The organism is Streptomyces sp. NPDC026206 (genome assembly GCF_040638465.1).
Lineage (GTDB): Bacteria > Actinomycetota > Actinomycetes > Streptomycetales > Streptomycetaceae > Streptomyces.
Genome location: NZ_JBEZYL010000019.1, coordinates 24110 through 46698 on the forward strand (window position 1 = coordinate 24110; position 22589 = coordinate 46698).

Consider the following 22589-nt stretch of genomic DNA (forward strand, 5'->3'; position numbering starts at 1 on the left):
CCGGGCTGATCGCCGCTGCCCGCACACGGACTACGCGATCACTCATGTCTTCTGCGGGAGAACAGTCATGCACAACACCTCTCTTCCGGCCTGCCCTTCTCCGGGCGGGCCGGCCACCGGGCCGTCCTACGCCACGGACCCGCCCGCCGGCGGGCCGGCCGGTCCCTCGGCGGTTCCGGTCAAGGGCGCGACCGCCGGCCTCTCCGTGGGCCGTGGCCTGGCCTGCGTCACCTTCGCGGCCGTGGCCTGGGGCACCACCGGGCCGGTCGCCGCTCTGGCCTTCGACAGCAGCGGCCTCGGCCCCCTCGCCCTCACCTTCTGGCGCACCGCGGGCGGTTTCGCCCTTCTGCTGGCCGCATGGGCCGTGCGGGCCCTGCGCCCGCGCCGGGTGTATCCCCGCGAACCGAACAGGCGGCGGGCGGTACGGCTGGTGATCACAGGCGCCGGTCTCACCGTCTTCCAGGCCGCTTATTTCGCGGCGGTCGACGGGACGGGCATAGCGGTCGGCACCGTCGTCACGCTGGGAGCCGCCCCCGTGATGGTGGCGCTGGGCGGCAGGCTGCTCATGGGGGAGCGGCTCGGAGCGGGCGGCAGGGCGGCCGTGGCCGGCGCCCTCGCCGGGCTGGCGGTCCTGATGCTCGGCGACGACACGGGCGCGGTGCGCCCGGTGGGGGTCGCCATGGGGCTGCTGTCGGCGGCGGGCTATGCGCTGATCACCCTGTACACCCGGTTCGCCGGCCGGCGGGGCGGGGCGTCGGACCCGTTCACGACGACCTTGACGTCGTTCGCGGTCGGCACGGTGTGCCTGCTGCCGCTCGCGATGACCGAGGGCCTATGGCCGCGGGCGCATGAACTGGGGCGGACCCTGTGGCTGTTGGGATACCTGGTGTCGGTGCCGACGGCGCTGGCCTACGCGTTGTTCTTCGCGGGGCTCGCAGCGGTGCGGGCCACGACGGTGAGCGTTGTCACCCTGCTGGAGCCGGTCACGGCGGCGGCCGTCGCGGTCGTCGTGCTCGGTGAACGCCTGACCGCCGCCACGGCGGCCGGAACGGCCGTCCTGCTGAGCGCGGTGGCCGCGCTGGCCTGCGCGGAGGCACGCGGTCCGGCGGCCACCGCGCCGGCGGAAGTGCTCAGAGACCGGTGAGGTAATCCGGAACGGGGATGCCGGGGGCGAGGTCGTCGGCCGGGACCGGGGCGCCGTAGGCGGTCGTCACGGGGACGACGCCGCTCCAGTGGGGGAGGGCGAGGTCCTCGGCGTCATCGCTGGGGCCGCCCTCGCGCGCCTTGGCCGACACCTCGCTGAGATCGATGCGGAGCACGGCCGTGGCGGCCAGCTCCTTCGCCGACGCCGGCCGGGAGTCGGCCGCCCGGCCCGGCACGACCTGCTCCACCAGGGCGTCGAGGGCGGCGGTCAGCTCGGCCTTGTCGGTGACCCGCCGGGCCGTGCCCTGCACCACGACCGAACGGTAGTTGAGGGAGTGGTGGAAGGCGGAGCGGGCGAGGACGAGGCCGTCGACATGGGTGACCGTGACGCACACGGGCATTCCCGGCTCCTCCGCCTCCCCGGCGTCACGCAGCGGACGCGAGCCGGTCGAGCCGTGCACGTACAGGCGCTCCCCGATGCGCCCGTAGAGCGTGGGCAGGACGACGGGAGCGCCGTCGCGGACGAAGCCGAGGTGGCAGACGTACCCCGCGTCGAGTATCGCGTGGATGCGCTCGCGGTCGTAGGAGGCGCGTTCGCGGGCGCGGGTGGGGGTGGTGCGCTCGGTCCGCTCGTATTCTCCGGCCCCGGAGGACTGCTCGACGACCGTGGAAGAAGACATTGCGTTCTCCATTGCACTAGTGCATACTCGTGTTTGTGCTAGGAGACTATCGGATCGAAGGTCGTCGCGCGGCGGAGATTTCCGCGAATGTGGAGCGCGCCGTCGGAACGGGCAGGCTCGCACCGGGCGAACTGCTGCCACCGATGCGGGAATTGGCGGTCGAGCTGGGCGTCAATCCCAACACCGTCGCGGCCGCCTACAGGACGCTGCGCGACCGCGGGGTGATCGAGACGTCGGGGCGGCGGGGCAGCCGGGTGCGCGAGCGCCCGGCCACCGCGCCGCGCGAGCTGATCCGCGTGGAGGCGCCGGAGGGCGTCCGGGACGTGTCCACCGGCAACCCCGATCCGGTGCTGCTGCCCCCGCTGGGCGAGGCGCTCGCGGCGGCCGCCGAGCGGGCGCGCCGCCATCCGGTGCTGTACGGCGCTCCCGCGGTCGACACGGAGCTCGAGCGCATGGCCCGGTCGACGTTCGCGCGGGACGGCGTGCCGCAGGGGCCGGTGGCGGTCACCTCGGGGGCGCTGGACGGGATCGAGCGGGTGCTGACCGCGCACCTGCGGCCTGGGGACGCCGTGGCGGTCGAGGACCCGGGCTGGGGTAGTCTCCTCGACCTCGTGCCCGCGCTCGGCCTGCGGGTGCTCCCCGTCGCGGTCGACGACGACGGCCCTCTTCCGCAGGACGCCGAGCGGGTGCTGAAGCAGGGCGCCAGGGCCCTGGTGGTCACCGACCGGGCGCAGAATCCCACGGGCGCGGCCGTCAGTGAGGGGCGTGCCCGTCAGCTGCGGGCCGTCCTCGCGCGGCACCCCCATGTCCTGCTCATCGAGGACGACCACGGTCACGGCATCGTCGACCTGCCGCTGCACCCGCTCGCCGGAGTGACCGGCCACTGGGCGCTGGTGCGTTCGGTCGCCAAGGCCTACGGGCCCGATCTGCGGCTGGCGGTGCTCACCGGCGATGCCGTGACCGTGGACCGGGTGCGCGGGCGGCAGCGGCTGGGGCACGGATGGGTGAGCCATGTGCTGCAGGACGCCGTGCTGCACCTGTGGCGGAGCGGGGCCGTGGACGCGGCCGCGGTGGCGGACGCGTACGGGCGGCGCCGGGACGCGCTCGTGCGGGCACTGCGGGAGCGGGGCATCGAGGCGCACGGGCGCAGCGGGATGAACGTATGGCTGCCGGTGCCGGACGAGACCGGGGCAGTGACGCGGCTGCTGCAGGCGGGATGGGCCGTGGCGCCCGGCGCGCGTTTTCGCGTCGCCTCGCCGCCGGCGGTGCGGCTGACCGTCTCCCCCCTGGCGATGGAGGACATAGGGACGGTCGCCGACGCGCTGGCGGCCGCGACCGTCCCGGTGCCGGCGGGGCGCTACGACTGAGCGCTCTGCCGGTCCGCCCTCGCCCGGCGGGCCCGGGACCGGGCCGCCCGGGCGGTGCCGGCTGACCCGCTCTGGGTCAGAGCCGCACCGGCGAGCACGATCAGCGCGCCGACCGGGGTGTTCCAGGTGAGGTCCTCGCCCAGCAGGGCCACGCCTGCCGCGGTCGCGACGACCGGGATGAAGTACGTCGTCAGGGTGGCGGTCGTCGGTCCGACCTCGGCGACCAGCCCGTACTGCAGGAGGAAGGCGAAGCCGGTGCCCAGGGCGCCGAGCGCGACCACGGCCAGCAGCGGCAGCAGGGGGAAGGATGCCGGCAGCGGGCTGAACACCGGTGCGGCGAGGGCCAGCTGGGCGGTGCCCAGGAGCAGCTGGGCGCCGGAGAGCGAGAGGTGGGAGTCACCCGTGCCCGACAGCGTGCGCCGGACGTAGATCCAGCCGACGGCGTAGCTGGCGGAGGCGATGAGCGCCATCACGGTGCCCGCCGGGTCCTGCCCCGAGAAGCCCTGCCAGGCACCGAGCACGGTGAGCACGCCGGCGAAGCCGAGCCCGAGCCCGGCGAAGCGGCGCCGGGTGGGGCGGTCCTCGGACAGCGCCACGAGGGAGAGCACCATGCCCCACAGCGGGGTCGTGGCGTTGCAGATGCCGGCCAGGGTGGAGGGAATGGTCAGCTCTGAGTAGGCGAAGAGCGTGAACGGCAGGGCGTTGAGGAGGAAGGCCGCCACGGCCAGGTGTGCCCAGGTACGCGGGGAGCGCGGCAACCGCTGCCGCTTGACCGCCATTGCCACGGCGAGCACTGCCGCACCGAAGAACATCCGGCCGAAGGAGACGTACGCCGGGGCGTAGCCGTCGGTGCCGAGCTTGGTGAACAGAAAGCTGAATCCCCAGATGAGGGAGAGAGCGCCGAAGCGGATCCGCCAGTCGAGGGGGGAGCGCTCCTGCGCCGCAGGGGCGGTGGGGGAGTCGGAGCCAGTGGCGGCAGGGGTACTTGTGACCTCAGATGCGGATGGCGGCTTGGGAGTGGCGACGGTGCTCATGGGACTACGATGCAGGACCGTACGTATTAGAACAAGCAAATAAAATTATCGAGCATCGCGTAGCATCACTTACATGTTGAACCTGGAGCGTCTGCGTACCCTCGATGCCGTCGCCCGTCACGGTTCCGTCAGCGGTGCGGCGGACGGACTGCACGTGACCACGTCCGCGGTGTCACAGCAGCTGGCCAAGCTGGAACGCGAGACGGGCCAGCAGCTGCTCGCCAAGAACGGCCGGGGGGTGCGCCTGACCGATGCCGGCCGGCTGCTCGCCTCGCACGCCTCGCGCATCCTCTCCCAGGTGGAGCTGGCCCAGGCCGACCTGGAGGCCCAGCGCGGCCACGCCGTGGGCGAGCTCCTGCTGGGTGCCTTCCCCACGGCTGCCCGCGGTCTGTTCCCGGCCGCGCTCGCCGGGCTGCGCGCCGGCCATCCGCAGCTGCGCGTCCGGCTGGAGGAGATGGAGCAGGACGAGGCCGTCCCGCGCGTGGTGCGCGGCGACATCGACCTCGCCGTCGTCCTCGACTGGTACAACAAGCCGCTGCCGGTGCCCGACGACCTCGCCAAGGCCCCGCTGCTCGACGACCGCGTCGACGTGGCGGTCCCCGCCGGCCACCCGCTCGCCGACCGGGAACAGGTGGCCCTGGAGGACTTTGCCGACGACGAGTGGATCTCCTGGCCCAAGGGCGAGTTCTGCCACGACTGGCTGCTGTTCACGCTGCGCGGCAAGGGCGTGGAGCCCCGCATCTCGCACAAGGCCGACGAACACCACACCCAGCTCGCCCTCGTCGCCGCCGGCCTCGGCATCGCCGTGGCCCCCCGCCTGGGCCGGGGCCCGGTGCCGGAGGGAGTGCGCATCGTGACCGTACGGCCCACCATGTGCCGCCACGTGTTCGCCATCTGGCGGGCGGACGCCGACCGCAGGCCCTCGATCCGGGCGGCCGTCGAGGCGCTGCGGGTGGCGGCCGGCGGGGGCGCGGGCGCCTAGCCCATGCCACCGGGGCGTGCGCCCGGCAGCTTGCGGAAGTCCCACGAGGCCACGCTCAGCGGCGTCAGTCGCAGCCAGCCGTGCCGGCCGTCGTGCGGCATCGCCTCCAGGGCGAAGTACTTGGCGGCGAAGAGCCGCTCCGGCGCCTCCAGCTCGGTGCACGGCACACCCCGGCGCGGTGCCTCCCCGACGGGGGCCGCCGCACCCGACAGCTCGGCCCCGCGCAGCTCCCCGTACTCCAGGCCGTCGTCGACCACCACCGCCATGCGCGGATCATGCCGCACGTCGGCCCACCGCCGGCTGCGGGTGAGGGAGTACAGCCACAGCGCCCGCCCGTCCCACACGAACCACAGCGCGCTGACGTGCGGCCGCCCGTCCCGGCCGGCCGTCGCCACCCGGCAGGTGCGCTGCCCGGTGAGGAAGGCGTCCAGCTCGTCCGCCGTCATCATGATCCGGCGGCCCCGCCGCTGCGTGACGGTCATCGCCCACCACCCGCCCTCGATATCTGACTGACTGTCAGAAAGAATGGATGCTCTTCCCCCGCCGCGCAATGCCCGCTACCCTCACGCGCCCCGACCGACCCCGCGCAGACCCGACGAGGGAGCACCATGGAGCCGCAGGAACAGCTCGCCGAGGGGTTCGACCCGGCAACCACCGTGCTGCTGACCGTCGAGTGCCAGCGCGGAGTCGTCGGCCCCGACAGCGCCCTGCCCGAGCTCGCCGCCGTCGCCCGCGCCTCGGGAGCCCTGGTCAACGTCGCCCGCCTCGTCGCCGCGGCGCACCACGCGGGCATCCAGGTCGTGCACGCCGTCGCCGAGCGCCGCCCCGACGGCCGCGGCGCCAGCCGCAACGCCCACCTCTTCCGCGCCGCCGAACGCCTGCCCGTCCAGCAGCTGACCGGTACCCTGGCGGTCCGCGTCGCCGACCCGGTGCCCGTCGGCGAGGGCGATCTGGTCGTACGCCGGCTGCACGGGCTCTCACCGCTGTCCGGCACCGGCGTGGACGCCCTGCTGCGCAACCTCGGCTGCCGCACCCTGGTCGTCACCGGCGTCTCCGCCAACGTCGCGATCCCCAACACCGTCTTCGACGCCGTCAACCTCGGCTACACCGCCGTCGTCCCCTCCGACGCCATCGCCGGAGTGCCCGCCGACTACACATCGGCCATGGTCCGCCACACCCTCTCCCTCGTTGCCACCCTCACCACCACCGAAGCGCTCCTGCGCGACTGGCGGCACCGGCGGCAGCGTTGAGTGGGCGCGGCGGACCGGCCGGGCTCGGCTCAGCCCAGGGTGAGGGAGTCGCCGCTCACCGAGACCCGCTCCGGCGGCAGGGGCTTGCGCGCGGGGCCGTTGCGCACGCTGCCGTCCGTGGCGGAGAACTTGCTGCCGTGACAGGGACAGTCGATGGTCCCGTTCGCCACCTCCTTGACCAGGCACCCCTGATGCGTGCAGACCGCGGAGAACGCCTTGAACTCGCCCTTCGCCGGCTGGGTGACGACCACCTTCCGGTCCGGGAACACCTTTCCGCCGCCCACCGGGATGTCCGCGGTCCGGGCCAGGGCCTCACCCCCGCCGGGCTGCCCGCTCGCCCCGGCCGTCGTCCCTGCCGTGCCGGTCCCCTCGGTCGCCGGGGCGGCCGGCCGCGAGGCGTCCGGGGACTTCTCGCCGTCCGAACTGCCGCACGCGGCGAGCACGGCTGCGAGACCGGCGGCCCCGGCCGTCGCGACGACGGTGCGCCGGGTCGCGCCGGCCGGGGCGGGTGACGAATGCGTCATGATCGATCCCTCGCTGTTCGTTCCAGGAGTGGCTTGGTACGAGAAGCCATACGGTTCGCGGGCCCGCGGCGTTCATCGCCGCGCCCGGTGCGTTCAACAGCCGAGTAACCTGGGGCGATGCTCCCCGAAGTCACGGCGACCCGCTATGTCACGCCCTTGCGTGAGGGCGGCTCGCTCCCCGGCATCGTCGAGGCCGACGATCTCGGTACGTACGTCATGAAATTCAGCGGCGCCGGGCAGGGCCGCAAGACGCTGGTGGCCGAGGTCGTCTGCGGGCAGCTGGCCCGCCGCCTCGACCTGCGCGTCCCGGAGCTGGCCCGCATCCAGCTGGACCCGGTCATCGGCCGGGGCGAGCCGGACCCCGAGGTGCAGGCGCTCCTCAAGGCGAGCGGCGGGCTCAACCTGGGCATGGACTTCCTCCCCGGCGCCCTCGGCTTCGACCCGCTCGCCTTCGAGACCGACGCCGCCGAGGCCGGGCGCGTGGTCTGGTTCGACGCGCTCGTCAACAACGTCGACCGCTCCTGGCGCAACCCGAACCTGCTGGTCTGGCACGGCCGGCTGTGGCTCATCGACCACGGCGCCACCCTGATCTGGCACCACAACTGGCCGGGCGCGGCGGCCGCGGCCGGCAAGGCGTACGACGCCTCCGACCATGTGCTCGCCTCCTTCGGTCCGGACGTCGCGGCCGCCGCGGCCGAGCTCGCTCCCCGGGTCACCGCGGAGCTGCTGGCCGAGGTCACCGCCGACGTGCCCGACGAATGGCTCGTGGACGAGCCGGGCTTCGACAGCCCGGACGCCCTGCGCCGCGCCTACACCGAGGTCCTGCTCGAACGCGCGGCGACCATAGGCGACCGCATCACCGTTGGCGAGCGTAGCGCCGGCAAACCCTCACAGGCGCCGGAATGGGTGCGTGTCAGGCTGAACGGAAAGGCCGGGAAATGACGCGCCACAACGGACGCGACGTCTTCGAGTACGCGCTGCTGCGCGTCGTACCGCGCGTGGAGCGAGGAGAGCAGATCAACGCGGGCGTCGTCCTCTACTGCCAGGCGAAGTCCTATGTCGCCGCCCGCGTCCACCTGGACGAGGCCCGGCTGCTGGCGCTCGACCCCACGGCGGACGTGGCGGGCGTGCGCGCCGCGCTGCACGCCGTGGAGGGGGTCTGCGCCGGCGGCGACCGGGCCGGCCAGGCGGCCTGTGACGACGCGGGGCGCCGTTTCCGCTGGCTGATCGCGCCGCGCAGCACGGTCGTACAGCCCGGGCCGGTGCACACCGGCCTGACCGCCGACCCCGACCGCGAGTCCGAGCGCCTCCTCGACCTGCTGGTCAGGTGAGCGGGCGGTGGCGCCCCGCGGGGCGTTGACAGCTGGTGGCGGGGCTTCTAGCGTCTGAGATCGTCGACGTTACTAAGCGGTTGCTCACCCGCTGATCCGGGGCCGGGAGAGCCGCCCTTCGAGGTGAGGAGAACCCGCATGTCCACCACCGAGCAGCGCGTAGCCCTGGTCACGGGCGCGGCCCGTGGCATCGGCGCCGCGACCGCCGTGCGCCTGGCTGCCGAGGGGCGTGCGGTCGCCGTCCTCGACCTCGACGAGGCGGCCTGCGCGGACACCGTGGAGAAGATCACGGTGGCGGGCGGTACGGCCCTCGCCGTCGGCTGTGACGTCTCCGACTCCGCCCAGGTGGACACCGCCGTGACCCGCGTCGCCACGGAGCTGGGCGCCCCCGTCATCCTCGTCAACAACGCGGGTGTGCTCCGCGACAACCTGCTGTTCAAGATGAGCGACAGTGACTGGGACACCGTCATGAACGTGCACCTGCGCGGCGCGTTCCTGATGTCGCGCGCCTGCCAGAAGCACATGGTGGACGCCGGCTTCGGCCGGATCGTCAACCTCTCCAGCAGCTCGGCCCTCGGCAACCGCGGCCAGGCCAACTACGCGGCCGCCAAGGCCGGAATGCAAGGGTTCACCAAGACGCTCGCCAAGGAGCTCGGCAAGTTCGGCATCACCGCCAACTCCGTCGCCCCCGGCTTCATCGCCACCGACATGACCGCCGCCACCGCGGCCCGGGTGGGCATGGACTTCGAGGACTTCAAGACCGCCGCGGCGAGCCAGATCCCGGTGCAGCGGGTCGGCGAGCCCGCGGACATCGCCAACGCCGTCGCCTTCTTCACCGGTGAACAGGCCGGCTTCGTCTCCGGCCAGGTTCTGTACGTGGCCGGCGGCCCGCTCAACTGAGGGAAGGGTAGGGACACATGACCGTTCAGGAGCGAGAGCTCTCCGGAAGAGTCGCTCTGGTCACCGGCGCCAGCAGGGGCATCGGCTACGGCATCGCCGAGGCCCTCGTGGCCCGCGGTGACCGTGTCGTCATCACCGGCCGCAACGAGGATGCCCTCAAACAGGCCGTGGCCTCGCTCGGCGACCGGCAGGTGATCGGCGTGGCGGGCAAGGCGCACGACGAGGCCCACCAGGCCGTGGCCGTGGAGCGCACCATGGAGGCCTTCGGCCGCGTGGACTACCTCGTCAACAACGCCGGTACGAACCCGGTGTTCGGCCCTCTCGCCGAGCTCGACCTGGCCGTCGCCCGCAAGGTCTTCGAGACCAACGTCGTCTCGGCGCTGGGCTTCGCCCAGCAGACCTGGAAGGCGTGGCAGAAGGACAACGGCGGCGCGATCGTCAACATCGCCTCCGTCGCCGGCCTCGGGGCGTCCCCCTTCGTCGGCGCGTACGGCATGAGCAAGGCCGCCATGGTCAACCTCACCCTGCAGCTCGCGCACGAGATGGCACCGGGCGTGCGCGTGAACTCCATCGCCCCGGCCGTGGTGAAGACCAAGTTCGCCGCCGCCCTCTACGAGGGGCGCGAGGAGGAGGCCGTGGCCTCGTACCCGCTCGGGCGGCTCGGTGTGCCGCAGGACATCGGTGGCGCGGCCGCGTTCCTGCTGTCCGACGCCGCCGGCTGGATCACGGGCCAGACGCTCGTCGTGGACGGAGGCCTCTTCCTCAACGCCGGGGTCTGAGGGGCGAGTGCGGCCCGGGAGGCGGGGTACGGGGTACGAGAGGCGGGGTACGAGAGGCCGGGGACGCTCCGCGGCGGGCGTTGTCAGTGGTCGCCGGTAAGTTCTTCGACGAGAACGGATCGAACCCCGGAGGTTGTGCGTGACCGTCACCGACAAGCTGCCCGAGTCCTGGCGCGGTGTTCTCGGCGAGGAGCTGGAGAAGCCGTACTTCAAGGAGCTCATCGACTTCGTGGAGGAGGAGCGGACGAAGGCACCGGTGTACCCGCCGCGCGGGGAGGTCTTCGCCGCCCTGGAGGCGACGCCGTACGAGCAGGTGAAGGTCCTCATCCTCGGCCAGGACCCGTACCACGGCGCCGGCCAGGGCCACGGCCTGTGCTTCTCGGTGCGGCCGGGCGTCAGGACGCCGCCCTCGTTGCGCAACATCTACAAGGAGATGCAGGAGGAGCTCGGCCACGACGTGCCGGACAACGGCTTCCTCATGCCGTGGGCCCAGCAGGGCGTCCTGCTGCTCAACGCCGTACTGACGGTCCGCGGCGGCGAGCCCAACTCCCACAAGGGCAAGGGCTGGGAGAAGTTCACCGACGCGGTCATCCGCGCCGTGGCCTCCCGGCCCGACCCGGCCGTCTTCGTGCTCTGGGGCAACTACGCCCAGAAGAAGCTGCCGCTCATCGACGAGGAGCGGCACACCGTCGTCAAGGGCGCGCACCCCTCGCCGCTGTCGGCGAAGAGGTTCTTCGGCAGCCGCCCCTTCACGCAGATCAACGAGGCCATCACGGCCCAGGGCCACGAGCCCGTCGACTGGCGCATCCCGGACCTCGCGGTCTGACCGCGCCGGGCAGGGCGGGACCTGTGCACGGCCCGCCCGGCCCCGCACGGGTCAGTGCCCGTACACCTGGTGGCAGATCCGCGAGGCGTCCCCGCCCTTCTCCCACTTCCCGTAGGAGTCGCCCAGGGCACAGACGCCGCTGCCCTTACGGCCGCGGGGCGCCGGTGCCTCCGGTGCGGCGGCCGCCCCGTGCGACTCGGGCCCGGGCCGCGGCCGGCTCTCCGCGTGCCGGCCGGCATGCGGTGCGGGCGCATCGTGCCGGTGGGCGGGCGCCTCGTGAGCCTCCTGGTAGGCGGGGGCGGACGCGGGGGGCGGGGGCGCTGCGGACCGCCCGCCACCCTGCGGCCGCTGCGCCGGGCGCGGCGGCCGGGCGGGCTCCCGGACGCCGGGCTGCGTGGGGTCCGCCGGACCGGCCGCGCCCCTGTCCGTGCCCTGCCGGTCCCATGACGGGCCAAACGCCGGACCCCATGCCGGCTTCCAGGCGGGGTTCCGCGACGGGCCCCATGAGAGGTCACCGGTCAGGGCCAGGGGCGGATCCGACGACCGCCCCAGTGACGCTCTGCCACGGGCCGGGTCGTCACCGGTGGTGACCAGGGACTCGCGGGCAGGGCCCGGCCCGGCCTCCGGCTCCGCGGCCCGCGAGAGGCGGGGCGGTCCGGACCGGTCGTCATGCGGGCTGACGGAGACACAGCCGGCGGTGGCCGACATCGCCACCGCCACCAGGGCAGCCGCTGCGGGCATTCGATGCACCCGCCCAACCCTGCTGGCTCGCCACGGCCATGGGGAACTCCCCGCAGGGGTGATACGGGATCACTGCCTGCCGCCGTGCGCCACCCGCAGCATGGATCACTCCCCGGTCGCGCCGTCGATCCGCTCACGGATGAGGTCCGCGTGACCGTTGTGGCGCGCATACTCCTCGATCATGTGAAGGAGGATCCAGCGCAGGTCATGGTGGTCGCCGTTGGCGCGTGTGCCGGCGCTCAGGTCGTCCAGCGACCGCCCGCCTGCCGCCTCGCGGGCCGCGGCGATCTCCGCCTGCCAGGCGGCGAGGGCCACTTCCCCCGTGTCCTGCCCGGCTCTCCCGTGTCCTGCCCGGTCAGGTGGGACTCCCCGTCGAGGTCCTCGTCGCTGTAATGGAGGGGCCCGGCCGTCATCTCGCCGGCGAGTATCCGCCGGAACCAGTGCCGTTCGACGTCGGCCAAGTGCCCTACGAGCCCGAGCAGCGTCAGCGCCGAGGGCGGCACCGAGGCCTCCCGCAGCTGCTCGTCGCCGAGACCGGCGCACTTCATGGCGAGGGTGGCGCGCTGATAGTCGAGGAAGCCTTCGAGGGCGGTGCGCTAGCCGGCCACGGTGGGCAGGTCGACGCGTTCGGCAGTGATCATGGCCGCCATCCTGGCGGCCGCCGCGCGGCAGTGCCGAGGATTATCGGCCGAGCATCCCGCCCAGCAGTTCCGCGAACCCGGCCCGCAACTCGCCTCGCTCCGGCACCTCGGCGTGGAACGAGCCGGCCACGCACGAGAACATCAGGCCCTCGCACCATGCCAGCAGGGACAGCGCGTGGCGCTGCGGATCGGTGGACCCCGCGGCGGTCATGAGCGCGACCAGCGGTTCGCGGAAGGCCCGGCCCTCCTCGTCGTAGATCTTCCGCAGCTCCGGCCGCCGCGTCGCCTCCAGCGCCAGCTCGTAGCGGGCGACGACCAGATCGCGGTGGCCGGTGAGCGAGCGGTGCAGCGCCAGGGCCAGCGCGTCGGCCAGCGCCTCGGGCCCGCCCGCGAGGCCGGTCATCTCCTGGGGCGTCAGTACCCGCGCCTCACGCACCGCGTGCCGGCGTACCGCGAGCTCCAGCAGCGCCGCACGCGTCCGGGCGTGATTGGAGGTCGAGCCCGGCGGCAGCCCCGCCGCCTCGTCCACCGCGCGGTGGGTCAGCCCCCGCATGCCGCGCTCCGCGAGGAGGGCGATGGCGGTGTCGGCGATCAGCTCGGCGCGGGTCGACGCGCCCGCTGGGCGGGCGCTGCGTTCGGCGGTCATGGCGTCCAATCTAGCCGCTCCACTACGTCCGTAGTAATCTCTCACTACGAATGTAGTGACGAGGAGGAATCATGGAACAACCCCATGCCGTCGTCATAGGTGCCGGAGTCGGCGGGCTCACCGCCGCCGTCGCCCTGCGGCAGAGCGGCTGGCAGGTCACGGTCCTCGAGCGGGCGGCCACCCTCGAACCCGTGGGCGCCGGCATCTCCCTCGCCCCCAACGCCCAGCGCGCCCTCGACGTCCTCGGCCTGGGCGACGACATCCGCGCACTGGCCGCCTGGCAGGGCGGCGGCGGACTGCGCGCGCCGAGCGGCCGCTGGCTGGCCCGTACGGACAGCGCGGCCGCGGCCCGCCGCTTCGGCGGCCCCCTCGTCCTGCTGCACCGCGCCACCCTCGCCGGCCTGCTCACCGCACGGCTGCCCGCGGGAGCCGTCCGCACCGGCACCCCCGCGACGCTCGCCGACCCCGGCACATCCGGCCGCCCGGCCACGGTCACCACCCCGCACGGCGACATCGCGGCGGACCTCGTCGTCGGCGCCGACGGCATCTCCTCGGCCGTGCGCCGCGCCCTCTTCCCCGCCCACCCCGGCCCCGTCCACACCGGATTCACCACCTGGCGCATGATCGTCCCCGCGCCCAGGCAGCCCTTCGCACCGCACGAGACCTGGGGCAGCGGACAGCTCTGGGGCACCCAGCCGCTGCAGGACGGGCGGATCTACGCCTACGCCTCGGCCGCCGCCCCGGCCCGCGACCGCGCCCCCGACGACGAGAAGGCCGAACTGCTGCGCCGCTTCGGCACCTGGCACCACCCCGTTCCCGCCCTCCTCGCCGCGGCCGGTCCCGAGGCGATCCTGCGCCACGACGTGCACGTCATGGCCGAGGCGCTGCCCGCCTATCACCGGGGCCGCACCGCCCTGCTCGGCGACGCCGCCCACGCCATGCACCCGAACCTCGGCCAGGGCGGCAACCAGGCCATCGAGGACGCGGTCGTCCTCGCCCACCACCTGACGCCCGGTGAGCGGGACCTCGCGCCCGCGCTGGCCGCCTACACCCGGGACCGGCTGCCGCGCACCATGGACGTCGTGCGCCGCTCGGCACGGGCCGCCCGGACGGCCCTGCTCGCCCCCGCCCCCGCCACCGCCCTGCGCGACGGCGCGATCACCGCCGCAAGCCGCCTCGCCCCCGGGCTCCTGCTGCGCGGCTTCGACGGCATCGCCGACTGGCGGCCACCGGCCCGCACGTACGCTGCCTAGACAGTCATCATCAGGTGCACCTGCCTACGACCTCGCCGAGTCCGAGCGGCTCGTCCGCCTGGCCCGGGAGCGGCAGGTCTCCCTCATGGTCGGCTTCAACCGCCGCTACGCCCCCGGGCACGCCCAGTTCCTGGAGCACTGAAAGCCGCTGCATTGAGCACGCAATGCAGCGAGGGGATGTCAGGAAGTGGTGAGGGCGCAGCGCGCGATGGCCGTCATGGTCAGCCTTCGTGTGCGGTGATGGCGTAGCCCTCAGGGCCGACGAATGTGAACATCCTGCCGAACGGACCGTCTTCGGGCGCCTTGACGATAGGGATCCCGGCGGCGTGGAGCCCGTCATGCAGCGCCTGTGCGTCAGTGGTGCGGAACCACAGGGCGACCCCGATGCCGGGCCGCTCGACGGTGCCCAGATCCACTCCCGGCAGCGGCTCGCGGACGGCGAACGGAACCGGCTCGGTGGCGAACACCACCGCGCCCGGCGGTGAGGCAGGCGCCCGGCGCAACCCGAGACGCTCCTCGTAGAAGGCGGCAGCCGCTTCCACATCGCGTACCTGCAGAGCGATGAAGTCCGGCCCGCTGACGGTGACCGTCATGAGTACCTCCCAATCTGTGGCATGTCAGGACTCTGACATGCCCAGAAGTTAGACGGCGGCGCCCGTTCATGTCAAACTCCTGACATGCACGATGCTTCCTCCAGCCAGGCCCCGCCGACCGCCGACGTGACCGAACGCCTGGGCTACCGCCTCAAGCGCACCGCCGCGGCCCTGCGCACCGCGATGGACAGGGCACTGCGCGAGTACGGCCTGACGGTGCCGCAGTACGCCTGCCTCGAACTCCTCGACCAGCGCCCCGGCCTGTCCAACGCCGAACTGGCCCGCGGCACCTTCGTCACACGGCAGTCCATGAACGTCGTCCTTCGTGGACTGCAGGACGCCGGCCTCATCACCCGCCCGGCCACCACCGACCACGGCCGCGCCCTACCCGCCCACCTCACCCGGGAAGGCCACCGCCGCCTCGCGACGGCACGCTCCGCCGTCTACGCCATCGATCAACGCATGACCGACGCCGTCCCCGAGCAACGCCTCACCCAACTCCTCGCCGACCTCGACCGCATGACAGCAGCACTCGACAAGTAAGACTGTGTCCTACACGGCTGGTGACTGTTGTTGTGGTCATGGGGAGTGGGCGGTGGGCGGTGGTACTGGATTGTTCCGGGTGGTCTGTGGCAGTTGGTGAAGCCGTTGCTGCCTGCGGCGCGGGTGCGTCCGCAGGGCGGTGGGGTGGCGAACATTGACGATGAGGCGGTCTTCGCCGCGATCGTGTCTGTGCTGGTCAGAGGCTGTGCCGGGCGTGCACTGCCGCCGCGTTCCGGGGCATCGAAGTCCACGGTCCACCGCCGGTTCCTGATCTGGTCACGGGCCGGCGCCTGGGGCCGGCTCCACCAGAAGGTCCTCGAGCTCCTGGACGGGCAGGGGTTGGCCGACCTGTCGCGCACGGTGCTGGACTCCGCCCGTATCCGCGCCAAAAAGGGGCCGAACTGGCAGGTCCGTCGCCCGTGGACCGTGGCAGGTCGGGTTCCAAGATGCACGTCCTGTCCGATGCTGCCGGGCTGCCCCTCCGCGTCGGGCTCTCCGCGGCCCACACCCACGACAGCCTCGCCCTGAAGCCGATGCTGTCCCACTTCCACATGGCAGCGAAGCTGTCGAGGGCCCTTGATGCCGCGTCCGAAGCCTTGGCTCTCGGGGATATGCCGCGCGACAGCTACCCCCTCAACCTCGCCGAGGTCGTGGACCACAAGGGCCGACCGTCCGCCGCCGCGGCGACTGGGTGCCCGTCGTCCGGCAGCGCGGCACCGAGCAGGCCGTCGACGCCTCGACGCCTTCGTCGAGGCGGTGGCCGGCAGGCAGGACGCTGGACGCGCCGGACGCGCTGCTCACCCACGAACTGTGCGAGCGGATCGTCACCGACGTGCGGCGACAGGCCTCCTGACCGCTCGTCGGCCGACAGCGACGGCACAGAAGACGGCCACGACCACGAGCGAGCCGTAGAGGGCCCAGTCCCCGGTCCGCACGTACGGGCTGGTGCCCCGCGCCAGCGGGACGTCGTAGACGGCCGCCGCACCGCGTTCCGTGCCCAGCCGCTCGCCGACCGTGCGGCCTCGCGGGTCGGCCACCGTGCTCACTCCGGTGAGCGTCGCGTGCGCCATCGGCCGCCACGTCTCCGCCGCCCGCAGCGCGGCGAGCGAGGCGTGCTGCGCAGGGGCCCAGCTGTGCTGGAACGTCGAGGTCGCCGACTGGGCCACGAGCAACTGGGCGCCGTCCTTCGTCAGCCGCCGGCTCATGTCGGGGAACGCCGACTCGAAGCACACCAGCGGGCCCACGCGCAGACCGCTGCCGCGCGTGTCCGGCAGCCGCATCACCACCTGCCGCTCGCCACGCCTGCGGTCCTCGCCGGCCGCCTTGCCCACCGAGGTGACCCAGCCCAGCGCCGAGCGGGCCGGGATGTACTCCCCGAACGGGACCAGCCGCATCTTGTCGTAGCGGTCCCCGGTGGGCCCGTCCGGACCGACCAGCACGGAGCTCTTGAAGATGCCCGGCCGGTCCGAGCGCCGCGCGTCCACGTTGACCAGCACGTCCGCACCGACGGCCCGGGAGAGCGCGGCGAGCCGGTCCCGCAGGTCCGCACGGCTCCCCAGGTCCTGGCCGACGCTGCTCTCGCCCCACACCACCAGGTCCAGACGCTGCCCGGCCAGGCGCCGGGTGAGCTCCTCCTCGCGGTCGAAGCGGCGCTCCACGCTGCCCTGGCCGTCGATCACCCCCGGCTGCACGAGTGCCACCCGCACCGTGCCCACGAGCTGCGGCACGGGCGCCCACACCCACACGCCGCCGACCACCGCCCCACAGGCGAGCACCCCCGCCACCGCGGCCGTACGGGCACGGGGCGCCGAAATCAGCGCGGCGAGCCCCGTGTTGACCGCTACCAGCAGGAAGCCGACCAGCCACACGCCCCCCACCGAGGCCACCCGCAGCGCGGGCGCGACCTGCCACTGGCTGGCGCCGAGCAACCCCCACGGACCGCCCAAGTACTCCCAGGACCGCACCCCTTCGGCCAGCAGCCAGCCGGACGGCAGCACCACCAGCGCCACCACCACCCGGCCGGCCCCGGGCGATCCGCCCAGCAACCGGTGGGCCAGCAGCCCCCAGGGCGCCCACAACAGCCCCAGCAGCGCGGCCAGCACCAGAATGAAGACATGCAGGTTCGGTAGCAGCCAATGGTGCACGGCCAGCAGAAACCCGGCGCCGCCCAGCCACCCGTCGACAGCCGCCCGCCGCCCGCTACGCGCCGAGCGCACGATGAGCAGCCACGGTACGAGGGCCACCCAGGCCAGCCACCACAGCGACGGCTCGGGAAAGGCCAACGCGGGCAGCGCCCCGGCGACGACGGCCGCAAGGGCCCGCCACCAGGGTGAAGCGAGAAATCGTCCGAGCTGCTCCGCCGACGACCGCATCGTCATCACGTGCCTCCCTCAAGCGCGCTGGTCACCAGTGTCGGGCATGCCCCGGCATTTCACCTGTGTCACCACGCATGGCGTCGAACGCAGGGCAGCTGCAACGTCTCTGCTCGCCGCCCCGGGGTTGCCCACTCCACGATGATCCGGCATCGCAAGAACCATGCCTGCGGCGTGGAACGGCACCGCAGCCACCCCTCAAGCGGCCGAGACATCCGCACAGTCCCTGTCGTGCACACTGGCAGAAGCTTGTCAACGACGCCCTGAACGCAGGCGTATTAACAGGCAACTCGACCGGCTGCGCAAACCGTCGCCTGTACCCGGAGTCAGCTCAAACAGGCGACGAGAAGCACTGCCAGGGGCAGACAGTGTCAGCGAACAGCGCGCCGGAAGCCAGTACTTCGCCTCATCCGTCGGAGCAGCCAGCTCTGTCCTCTGCTCTTTCACTCCGCCTACCGGACACCTGAGGCTTCTCGGGAGTATGGGCCGCGCTTTCCGTACTCACAGTGGAGGTTCTCATGAGCACCAGATCGCTCCGGCTTCCCGGCTGTGCAGTTCTCGAATCCGACGGGACGGCAGGCATGTTCCTCGCTGGGCGAAGCGCTCAGGCCCAAGAGACCTGCTTTCTTGATCCCCTGTGTGATCCGAACCAGTTGTAGTGGCCTGCTGAGAAGCGGCACCCAGTCTCCCTACTGCCGTAGCCCATGTCGGTGTCGCCGGGCCTCTTGGCGTTGTGGTGGTGAAGCTGCCCGAAGTCTTTCCGGTCGAGAAAATGGCTCGAAAGAGGTGCCGACGAAGACTCTCCGACCGGTGTCTCTTCAATTACGTTGGCATCGCAGCGTGACAGTCAGTGGCCAAAATCAGGGTGGAAGCCTGGTTGAAGGAGGAGCCCCGTGACACGACAGGCTATCGAGCTCCCAAAGCTGCGGATGCCGTACCCCACGCACGTGAATTCCCACTTCCCGGCTCTGCATGAGGAGAACGAGACATGGGCCCGTCGTATGGGCATGCTGGGTTGTGGCGCGTCATCCACCCGCGAAGCGATCTGGAGCCTGCCCCAGTTTCACGCTATGGCCGTTGACCGGCTGACGGCATGGACTGTCCCCGGCGCCTCCCTCGCCGATCTTCGGCTCGCTCACCGGCTCATGCTCTGGACTCTGGCCTGGGACGACTATTTCGCTTCCGCCTTCAAACAGCCAGGCGACTTGCCGGGGGCACGGGCCTTCACCACCCGTCTCCACGCCTTCCTGTCGTCGGTGCCGGGGGCGGTGGTTCCGGATCCGACCAACGCCGTGGAACAGGGACTGGCCGACATCCAGGACCATCTGCTCCGCTCCACACCGGCGCACATGCAGCAGGAACTCAACCGGGCCCTGCGGAGGTACATCGACGCGGGAGTGCAGGAGCTGGCCAACAACCTCGCAGGCCGTGTGCCCGACCTCATCGAGTACGCCCTGTTTCGGCGCGAAAGCTTCGCCGCCTACACCGCCCCCTGCTTTGTCGAGCTCTCCACCGGCGCGCAGATCCCCGAGAACATCAGGCACACCCGGACCGTTTCCGCCCTGCTCGACGCCTTCATGGACCACATGGGACTGGCGAACGACATCGTCTCCTACCAGCGGGAGGTTGACGACGAACGCGATGTCAACAACCTCGTCGTCGTCCTCGAAGCGTCCCTGGGTATCACGGTCCAGGAGGCGGTGTGTGCCGCAGCTGATCTGGTCAATGCCAGGCTTCGCTATTTCGAGCATCTCGCGCAGACCGAACTGCCCCCGCTCATCCGGCAGGCCGGGCTGAACGCCTGTGAGCGCGCCGGGCTGGAGACGTGGCTGCAGGGAGCCCTCAGTTTCCTGTCCGGCCTCTACGCTTGGTACACCAGCGCACGCCGCTACGTTCCTGAGGACGAACCGCTCCCAGGACAACGCCCGACTGCCGCGGCTGTCCCAGTCGGCTGATCAGCCAGCCAGCCGGTTGGGTGTTATGGGAATGGTGATTCGACCGCGCTGGCTCCAGCGCCACCCCGCCACCCCGCCACCCAAGGTGCAGGTCAGGGAAGTCACGCCAGCGGAAGCCCCGTTCCTTCCCTGAGATTGGCGCAGAGCGCGCCCATGGGCACCGTCCGTGCGCCCCCTTCGGCAGAACACCGGCTGTCGCCCTGCGCGTATCTCTCCCGATCAAGTTCAGGAGCGGCGGCGGCGCAGCCACCTCCGCTTCGTGATCGACCGCCACCACGAGGAACGTGCGGGGGCCGACTCCCCGGGAGTCGCTACCGGAGCGGTTGCCCGGTGCTCTGGACCGACCGGCTGTGCCGACGGAGACTCGTCGTCGGCCGGCTCCAGAAGCTGGGGCTCATGTGGCGTGAACTTCACCGGTAGTTCAGTCAGACGGCGGCTCATCATGGCCGACCGGTAGTTCAGTTCGGACTCCTCACAGGCGAGCGCCAGATCGGGCAGTCGCCACAACAGGGCGTCGATTCCCGTGCCCGCGATAGCCCGCCCCACGTCTTGACCGGGGCATTCGTGAGCTCCGCCACTGAAGGAAAGGTGGGCGCGGTTGCCGTGGATGGGCGCGTCCAGGTCGGGCCGCACCGCCTTGTCCACATTGGCGGCGGCCAGTCCCAGTACCAGTGCGTCGCCCGACTTGATCTGCTGCCCGCCGAGCTCCGTGTCCTGAGTCGCCCAGCGGCCCAGGATGGTGATGAACGGTGGTTCATCCCAGAGTACTTGCTCGACAGCGTCGGGCAGGGTCATGTGCCCGCCCGCCAGGGAGGCCCGGAAGCGGATGTCGGTGAGCACCATCTTCAGGGTGTTCGCGATGACATTCGCCGTAGATTCGAAAGCGGCGATCAGAACGAGTCGCAGATGCTGCTGCACCTCGTCGTCCGAAAGGCCGGAGGGATGCTCCAGTAGCCAGGTGGTGAAGTCGGCTCCGGGCTGGGCGTGCTTCCGCGCCACGAGCTTGCGCAGGGTCTCCTGGAGGAACGCATTGCTCGCGACCGCAGTCTCGGTGCCCCTGAGCATGTCGAGTGCGGCGTTGACCAGCTGGGGGCTGTACTCCTCGGGCATGCCGAGCAGCTGGGTCATCGCCATCATCGGCAGATGCTCGGCGAACTGACTTACAAGATCGGCCTGACCCGAGGCGCAGAAGCGGTCGACCAGCTGATTGACGCACTGTGTGACATGGCGGCGGATGCCCCTCTTGTCGAAGCGCGCGATGCTGTCGTTCACGGCGCCACGCCACCGCTCGTGCTGCTCACCGTCGGCGAAGACGCAGATCGGCTGCCAGGTGGTGACGGGCGCCAGCGGGTGGTCGGGCGGGACCCTGCCCTCGCGAATCTCGCGCCAGTGCCGGGAGTCCCGTGAGAACCGCGAAGGCGTACGCGTCACATCGAGGTTCTCCCGGTAGCCCAATACCAGCCACGCCGGGATGTCGCCGGAGAGCAGGACGGGCGCCACAGGTCCGTGTTTGGTGCGCAGCCGCTCGTACAGCCCGTACGGGTCGGACTCGGCCTCCGGGCCGTACAGCCGCGTTGCGCCGGCGTGTGCCGGACAGCCGGGCGGCGGCGTCGTGAGGGCTTCGGCGCGCGCGTGTTCAGAGGGGTTGGTCACTGTGACTCCGTGGGGACGGTCGTGAGGGTGTACAGATAGCGCATCAGCGCCATCAGGGTGTCGCGGCAGGAAGCGCGGTCGCGGGCGTCGCAGTCGACCATGGGTACGGAATCGTCCAGGTCCATCGCGGTGCGCAGTTCCGACATCGGGTACCGGGGTGCGCCGGGGAAGGCGTTGACTCCGACGACGAACGGCACCCCGCGCTCCTCGAGGCGGCCGATCACGTCGTAACTGACCTCCATCCGCCGGGTGTCGAGGAGCACCACGGCCCCCAGCGCCCCCTCGAAGAGCCCGTTCCACAGGAACCAGAAGCGTTCCTGGCCGGGCGTGCCGAACAGGTACAGCACCAGCTGGTCGTTGATGCTGATGCGGCCGAAGTCCATGGCGACCGTGGTCTCGGTCTTCTGCTCGATCCCGGCCAGGTCGTCCACGCCGACCCCGGCCTGGGTCATCGTCTCCTCGGTCGTCAGCGGCCGGATCTCGCTCACCGCACCGACCAGGGTCGTCTTGCCGACCCCGAATCCTCCGACGATCACCACCTTCACGGCCGCGGTGGCGGAGGCCGGGAGGATGTCCTCGCTGCGCGGCCCGGCGTAGCCGTCAGAGCTTTTGTAGTCCATGCATCACCGCCTCAAGCAGTCGAACATCGGGCAGCGCGGCCGCGGGAACCGGTGGGCGGGCCTCGACCTGCCCACCGGAGAGCAGCTCGGTGAGGAGCGGGGTGAGCGTGCTGACCGGCAGCTCCAGGTACGCCGATATTTCGGCGACCGACAGGGGGAAGTCACACATCCTGACCACGGCGGTGTGTTCCGGCTGGAGCCCGGGGTCGGACTCGGTCCGGGTCACGATGAGCGTTACCAGGTCGAGGTCCCTCTTCGCCTCCGCGGTGCCTTCGCCGGTGAGGATGTACAGCCGGTCCGGATTGCCCGGTGGCTCCGGACCGGACTCGCGCTGGGGTCCGGAGCCGTTCATGTCACCGGCCCACCGACCCGCGGCGGGCTGGTGAGATGGGACCCGATACGGGCCACCAGATCCCGCATCTTCATGCCCATCAGGCCGGCGTCCACGTCGTCGTCGGCCAGTACCGCCAGGTAGGCCCCGGCGCCGGCGGCCATCAGGTAGAAGAAACCGCCGTCGACCTCGATCACGACCAGGCGCATCTGCCCGTCCCCGTGCGGGAACTCCGAGGCGATGGCCGTCGAGAGGCTCTGCAGTCCGGCGCAGGCTGCGGCGAGACGGTCGGCGACCTCCGTGTCCGTGCCGTGCTGGGCCATGCGCAGGCCGTCCGAGGACAGCACAATCACGTGGCGGGTCTGGGGGACGCTGGTTGCCAGGTCCTTGAGCATCCAGTCCATGTTGAACCGCGGCTGCTGCGT

The 22589-nt window shown here is 71.8% G+C and carries 24 protein-coding genes and 4 pseudogenes; 15 read left to right on the forward strand and 13 right to left on the reverse strand.

Annotated features, from left to right (window positions below):
- Positions 1 to 67 precede the first annotated feature (67 nt).
- Entirely contained in the window at positions 68 to 1144 is a 1077-nt protein-coding gene (locus AB0F13_RS23425) for an EamA family transporter (RefSeq protein ID WP_362085600.1), read from the forward strand.
- Here the strand turns inward: AB0F13_RS23425 and AB0F13_RS23430 are convergent.
- Positions 1131 to 1823, reverse strand: coding sequence for a pyridoxamine 5'-phosphate oxidase family protein (locus AB0F13_RS23430; RefSeq protein WP_362085603.1), 693 nt, complete (start codon positions 1821 to 1823; stop codon positions 1131 to 1133). The genes AB0F13_RS23425 and AB0F13_RS23430 overlap by 14 nt on opposite strands.
- A gap of 35 nt (positions 1824 to 1858) precedes the next feature.
- Here AB0F13_RS23430 and AB0F13_RS23435 point away from each other — a divergent pair, with 35 nt between their 5' ends.
- Positions 1859 to 3190 (forward strand): aminotransferase class I/II-fold pyridoxal phosphate-dependent enzyme, encoded by a 1332-nt coding sequence (locus AB0F13_RS23435; protein WP_362085606.1) that lies wholly within the window; start codon positions 1859 to 1861, stop codon positions 3188 to 3190.
- Here the strand turns inward: AB0F13_RS23435 and AB0F13_RS23440 are convergent.
- Positions 3181 to 4224 carry a DMT family transporter gene (locus tag AB0F13_RS23440; RefSeq protein WP_362085609.1) on the reverse strand — a complete coding sequence of 348 codons (1044 nt, stop codon included), beginning with the start codon at positions 4222 to 4224 and terminating at the stop codon, positions 3181 to 3183. The two genes, AB0F13_RS23435 and AB0F13_RS23440, sit on opposite strands and share 10 nt — an antisense overlap.
- Positions 4225 to 4297: 73 nt before the next feature.
- Here AB0F13_RS23440 and AB0F13_RS23445 point away from each other — a divergent pair, with 73 nt between their 5' ends.
- On the forward strand, positions 4298 to 5206 hold the full coding sequence (locus tag AB0F13_RS23445) for a LysR substrate-binding domain-containing protein (protein WP_362085612.1): 909 nt from the start codon (positions 4298 to 4300) through the stop codon (positions 5204 to 5206).
- On the opposite strand, the gene AB0F13_RS23450 is transcribed toward AB0F13_RS23445, so the two are convergent.
- A complete protein-coding gene (locus AB0F13_RS23450) occupies positions 5203 to 5688 on the reverse strand; it encodes a pyridoxamine 5'-phosphate oxidase family protein (RefSeq protein ID WP_362085615.1) in 486 nt (161 codons plus the stop codon). The genes AB0F13_RS23445 and AB0F13_RS23450 overlap by 4 nt on opposite strands.
- A gap of 126 nt (positions 5689 to 5814) precedes the next feature.
- Here AB0F13_RS23450 and AB0F13_RS23455 point away from each other — a divergent pair, with 126 nt between their 5' ends.
- Positions 5815 to 6456: a cysteine hydrolase gene (locus AB0F13_RS23455; RefSeq protein WP_362085618.1), complete on the forward strand. Its 642-nt coding sequence runs from the start codon at positions 5815 to 5817 to the stop codon at positions 6454 to 6456.
- Between the two features lie 29 nt (positions 6457 to 6485).
- On the opposite strand, the gene AB0F13_RS23460 is transcribed toward AB0F13_RS23455, so the two are convergent.
- The gene (locus AB0F13_RS23460; protein WP_362085621.1) at positions 6486 to 6980 is read right to left on the reverse strand and encodes a Rieske (2Fe-2S) protein; all 495 of its coding nucleotides are present in this window, start codon (positions 6978 to 6980) and stop codon (positions 6486 to 6488) included.
- A 117-nt stretch (positions 6981 to 7097) separates the two neighbouring features.
- On the opposite strand from AB0F13_RS23460, the gene AB0F13_RS23465 reads away from it, so the two are divergent.
- From AB0F13_RS23465 to AB0F13_RS23485, 5 genes are all read left to right on the forward strand, one after another.
- A complete protein-coding gene (locus tag AB0F13_RS23465; RefSeq protein ID WP_362085624.1) occupies positions 7098 to 7922 on the forward strand; it encodes a HipA family kinase in 825 nt (274 codons plus the stop codon).
- Positions 7919 to 8311, forward strand: a complete 393-nt coding sequence (locus tag AB0F13_RS23470) for a DUF3037 domain-containing protein (RefSeq protein ID WP_362085627.1) — start codon at positions 7919 to 7921, stop codon at positions 8309 to 8311. Before AB0F13_RS23465 ends, AB0F13_RS23470 begins: the two co-directional genes overlap by 4 nt.
- A 138-nt stretch (positions 8312 to 8449) precedes the next feature.
- The gene (fabG, locus tag AB0F13_RS23475; protein ID WP_362085629.1) at positions 8450 to 9211 is read left to right on the forward strand and encodes a 3-oxoacyl-ACP reductase FabG; all 762 of its coding nucleotides are present in this window, start codon (positions 8450 to 8452) and stop codon (positions 9209 to 9211) included.
- Positions 9212 to 9228: 17 nt separating this feature from the next.
- Entirely contained in the window at positions 9229 to 9990 is a 762-nt protein-coding gene (locus tag AB0F13_RS23480; RefSeq protein WP_362085632.1) for an SDR family oxidoreductase, read from the forward strand.
- A 133-nt stretch (positions 9991 to 10123) separates the two neighbouring features.
- Positions 10124 to 10816 (forward strand): uracil-DNA glycosylase, encoded by a 693-nt coding sequence (locus tag AB0F13_RS23485; protein ID WP_362085635.1) that lies wholly within the window; start codon positions 10124 to 10126, stop codon positions 10814 to 10816.
- Positions 10817 to 10867: 51 nt separating this feature from the next.
- Here AB0F13_RS23485 and AB0F13_RS23490 read toward each other — a convergent pair whose 3' ends face one another.
- The 3 genes and pseudogenes from AB0F13_RS23490 to AB0F13_RS23500 form a co-directional block, all read right to left on the reverse strand.
- Positions 10868 to 11557 carry a hypothetical protein gene (locus tag AB0F13_RS23490; RefSeq protein WP_362085638.1) on the reverse strand — a complete coding sequence of 230 codons (690 nt, stop codon included), beginning with the start codon at positions 11555 to 11557 and terminating at the stop codon, positions 10868 to 10870.
- Positions 11558 to 11662: 105 nt separating this feature from the next.
- Positions 11663 to 12105 (reverse strand): annotated as a pseudogene (locus AB0F13_RS23495) (DinB family protein).
- A 133-nt stretch (positions 12106 to 12238) separates the two neighbouring features.
- On the reverse strand, positions 12239 to 12844 hold the full coding sequence (locus AB0F13_RS23500; protein ID WP_362085641.1) for a TetR/AcrR family transcriptional regulator: 606 nt from the start codon (positions 12842 to 12844) through the stop codon (positions 12239 to 12241).
- Between the two features lie 71 nt (positions 12845 to 12915).
- Between AB0F13_RS23500 and AB0F13_RS23505 the strand changes: the two genes are divergently transcribed.
- Both AB0F13_RS23505 and AB0F13_RS23510 read left to right on the forward strand, forming a co-directional pair.
- Positions 12916 to 14097 (forward strand): FAD-dependent monooxygenase, encoded by a 1182-nt coding sequence (locus tag AB0F13_RS23505; RefSeq protein WP_362085644.1) that lies wholly within the window; start codon positions 12916 to 12918, stop codon positions 14095 to 14097.
- A gap of 22 nt (positions 14098 to 14119) precedes the next feature.
- A pseudogene (locus tag AB0F13_RS23510) lies at positions 14120 to 14236 on the forward strand (gfo/Idh/MocA family oxidoreductase); the annotation flags it as partial.
- 82 nt (positions 14237 to 14318) lie between these two features.
- Here the strand turns inward: AB0F13_RS23510 and AB0F13_RS23515 are convergent.
- A complete protein-coding gene (locus tag AB0F13_RS23515) occupies positions 14319 to 14690 on the reverse strand; it encodes a VOC family protein (protein WP_362085647.1) in 372 nt (123 codons plus the stop codon).
- Positions 14691 to 14774: 84 nt separating this feature from the next.
- Between AB0F13_RS23515 and AB0F13_RS23520 the strand changes: the two genes are divergently transcribed.
- The 3 genes and pseudogenes from AB0F13_RS23520 to AB0F13_RS23530 all read left to right on the forward strand — a co-directional run.
- A complete protein-coding gene (locus tag AB0F13_RS23520) occupies positions 14775 to 15233 on the forward strand; it encodes a MarR family transcriptional regulator (RefSeq protein WP_362085650.1) in 459 nt (152 codons plus the stop codon).
- Positions 15234 to 15278: 45 nt separating this feature from the next.
- Positions 15279 to 15775, forward strand: a pseudogene (locus AB0F13_RS23525) (transposase); the annotation flags it as partial.
- 90 nt (positions 15776 to 15865) lie between these two features.
- Positions 15866 to 16086, forward strand: a pseudogene (locus AB0F13_RS23530) (gfo/Idh/MocA family oxidoreductase); the annotation flags it as partial.
- Here the strand turns inward: AB0F13_RS23530 and lnt are convergent.
- Positions 16058 to 17605, reverse strand: coding sequence for an apolipoprotein N-acyltransferase (gene lnt / locus AB0F13_RS23535; RefSeq protein WP_362085788.1), 1548 nt, complete (start codon positions 17603 to 17605; stop codon positions 16058 to 16060). The pseudogene AB0F13_RS23530 and the gene lnt overlap by 29 nt on opposite strands.
- Positions 17606 to 18498: 893 nt before the next feature.
- On the opposite strand from lnt, the gene AB0F13_RS23540 reads away from it, so the two are divergent.
- Positions 18499 to 19560: a hypothetical protein gene (locus AB0F13_RS23540; RefSeq protein WP_362085653.1), complete on the forward strand. Its 1062-nt coding sequence runs from the start codon at positions 18499 to 18501 to the stop codon at positions 19558 to 19560.
- Positions 19561 to 19785: 225 nt separating this feature from the next.
- On the opposite strand, the gene AB0F13_RS23545 is transcribed toward AB0F13_RS23540, so the two are convergent.
- From AB0F13_RS23545 to AB0F13_RS23560, 4 genes are read right to left on the reverse strand one after another with little or no spacing between them, the layout of a single operon-like run.
- Complete coding sequence (locus AB0F13_RS23545; RefSeq protein ID WP_362085656.1) at positions 19786 to 21213, reverse strand: cytochrome P450; 1428 nt, start codon at positions 21211 to 21213, stop codon at positions 19786 to 19788.
- Entirely contained in the window at positions 21210 to 21833 is a 624-nt protein-coding gene (locus tag AB0F13_RS23550) for an ATP/GTP-binding protein (protein ID WP_362085659.1), read from the reverse strand. Before AB0F13_RS23550 ends, AB0F13_RS23545 begins: the two co-directional genes overlap by 4 nt.
- Positions 21814 to 22185, reverse strand: a complete 372-nt coding sequence (locus tag AB0F13_RS23555) for a DUF742 domain-containing protein (RefSeq protein ID WP_362085661.1) — start codon at positions 22183 to 22185, stop codon at positions 21814 to 21816. Before AB0F13_RS23555 ends, AB0F13_RS23550 begins: the two co-directional genes overlap by 20 nt.
- Complete coding sequence (locus AB0F13_RS23560; RefSeq protein WP_190132885.1) at positions 22182 to 22568, reverse strand: roadblock/LC7 domain-containing protein; 387 nt, start codon at positions 22566 to 22568, stop codon at positions 22182 to 22184. Before AB0F13_RS23560 ends, AB0F13_RS23555 begins: the two co-directional genes overlap by 4 nt.
- Between the last annotated feature and the right edge of the window lie 21 nt (positions 22569 to 22589).

Coding starts and splice junctions, on each gene's coding strand:
- AB0F13_RS23425 (WP_362085600.1), top strand. CDS start 68: ATGCACAACACCTCTCTTCCGGCCTGCCCTTCTCCGGGCGGGCCGGCC.
- AB0F13_RS23430 (WP_362085603.1), bottom strand. CDS start 1,823: ATGTCTTCTTCCACGGTCGTCGAGCAGTCCTCCGGGGCCGGAGAATAC.
- AB0F13_RS23440 (WP_362085609.1), bottom strand. CDS start 4,224: ATGAGCACCGTCGCCACTCCCAAGCCGCCATCCGCATCTGAGGTCACA.
- AB0F13_RS23445 (WP_362085612.1), top strand. CDS start 4,298: ATGTTGAACCTGGAGCGTCTGCGTACCCTCGATGCCGTCGCCCGTCAC.
- AB0F13_RS23450 (WP_362085615.1), bottom strand. CDS start 5,688: ATGACCGTCACGCAGCGGCGGGGCCGCCGGATCATGATGACGGCGGAC.
- AB0F13_RS23455 (WP_362085618.1), top strand. CDS start 5,815: ATGGAGCCGCAGGAACAGCTCGCCGAGGGGTTCGACCCGGCAACCACC.
- AB0F13_RS23460 (WP_362085621.1), bottom strand. CDS start 6,980: ATGACGCATTCGTCACCCGCCCCGGCCGGCGCGACCCGGCGCACCGTC.
- AB0F13_RS23465 (WP_362085624.1), top strand. CDS start 7,098: ATGCTCCCCGAAGTCACGGCGACCCGCTATGTCACGCCCTTGCGTGAG.
- AB0F13_RS23470 (WP_362085627.1), top strand. CDS start 7,919: ATGACGCGCCACAACGGACGCGACGTCTTCGAGTACGCGCTGCTGCGC.
- fabG (WP_362085629.1), top strand. CDS start 8,450: ATGTCCACCACCGAGCAGCGCGTAGCCCTGGTCACGGGCGCGGCCCGT.
- AB0F13_RS23480 (WP_362085632.1), top strand. CDS start 9,229: ATGACCGTTCAGGAGCGAGAGCTCTCCGGAAGAGTCGCTCTGGTCACC.
- AB0F13_RS23490 (WP_362085638.1), bottom strand. CDS start 11,557: ATGCCCGCAGCGGCTGCCCTGGTGGCGGTGGCGATGTCGGCCACCGCC.
- AB0F13_RS23500 (WP_362085641.1), bottom strand. CDS start 12,844: ATGACCGCCGAACGCAGCGCCCGCCCAGCGGGCGCGTCGACCCGCGCC.
- AB0F13_RS23505 (WP_362085644.1), top strand. CDS start 12,916: ATGGAACAACCCCATGCCGTCGTCATAGGTGCCGGAGTCGGCGGGCTC.
- AB0F13_RS23515 (WP_362085647.1), bottom strand. CDS start 14,690: ATGACGGTCACCGTCAGCGGGCCGGACTTCATCGCTCTGCAGGTACGC.
- AB0F13_RS23520 (WP_362085650.1), top strand. CDS start 14,775: ATGCACGATGCTTCCTCCAGCCAGGCCCCGCCGACCGCCGACGTGACC.
- lnt (WP_362085788.1), bottom strand. CDS start 17,605: ATGCGGTCGTCGGCGGAGCAGCTCGGACGATTTCTCGCTTCACCCTGG.
- AB0F13_RS23550 (WP_362085659.1), bottom strand. CDS start 21,833: ATGGACTACAAAAGCTCTGACGGCTACGCCGGGCCGCGCAGCGAGGAC.
- AB0F13_RS23555 (WP_362085661.1), bottom strand. CDS start 22,185: ATGAACGGCTCCGGACCCCAGCGCGAGTCCGGTCCGGAGCCACCGGGC.
- AB0F13_RS23560 (WP_190132885.1), bottom strand. CDS start 22,568: ATGGACTGGATGCTCAAGGACCTGGCAACCAGCGTCCCCCAGACCCGC.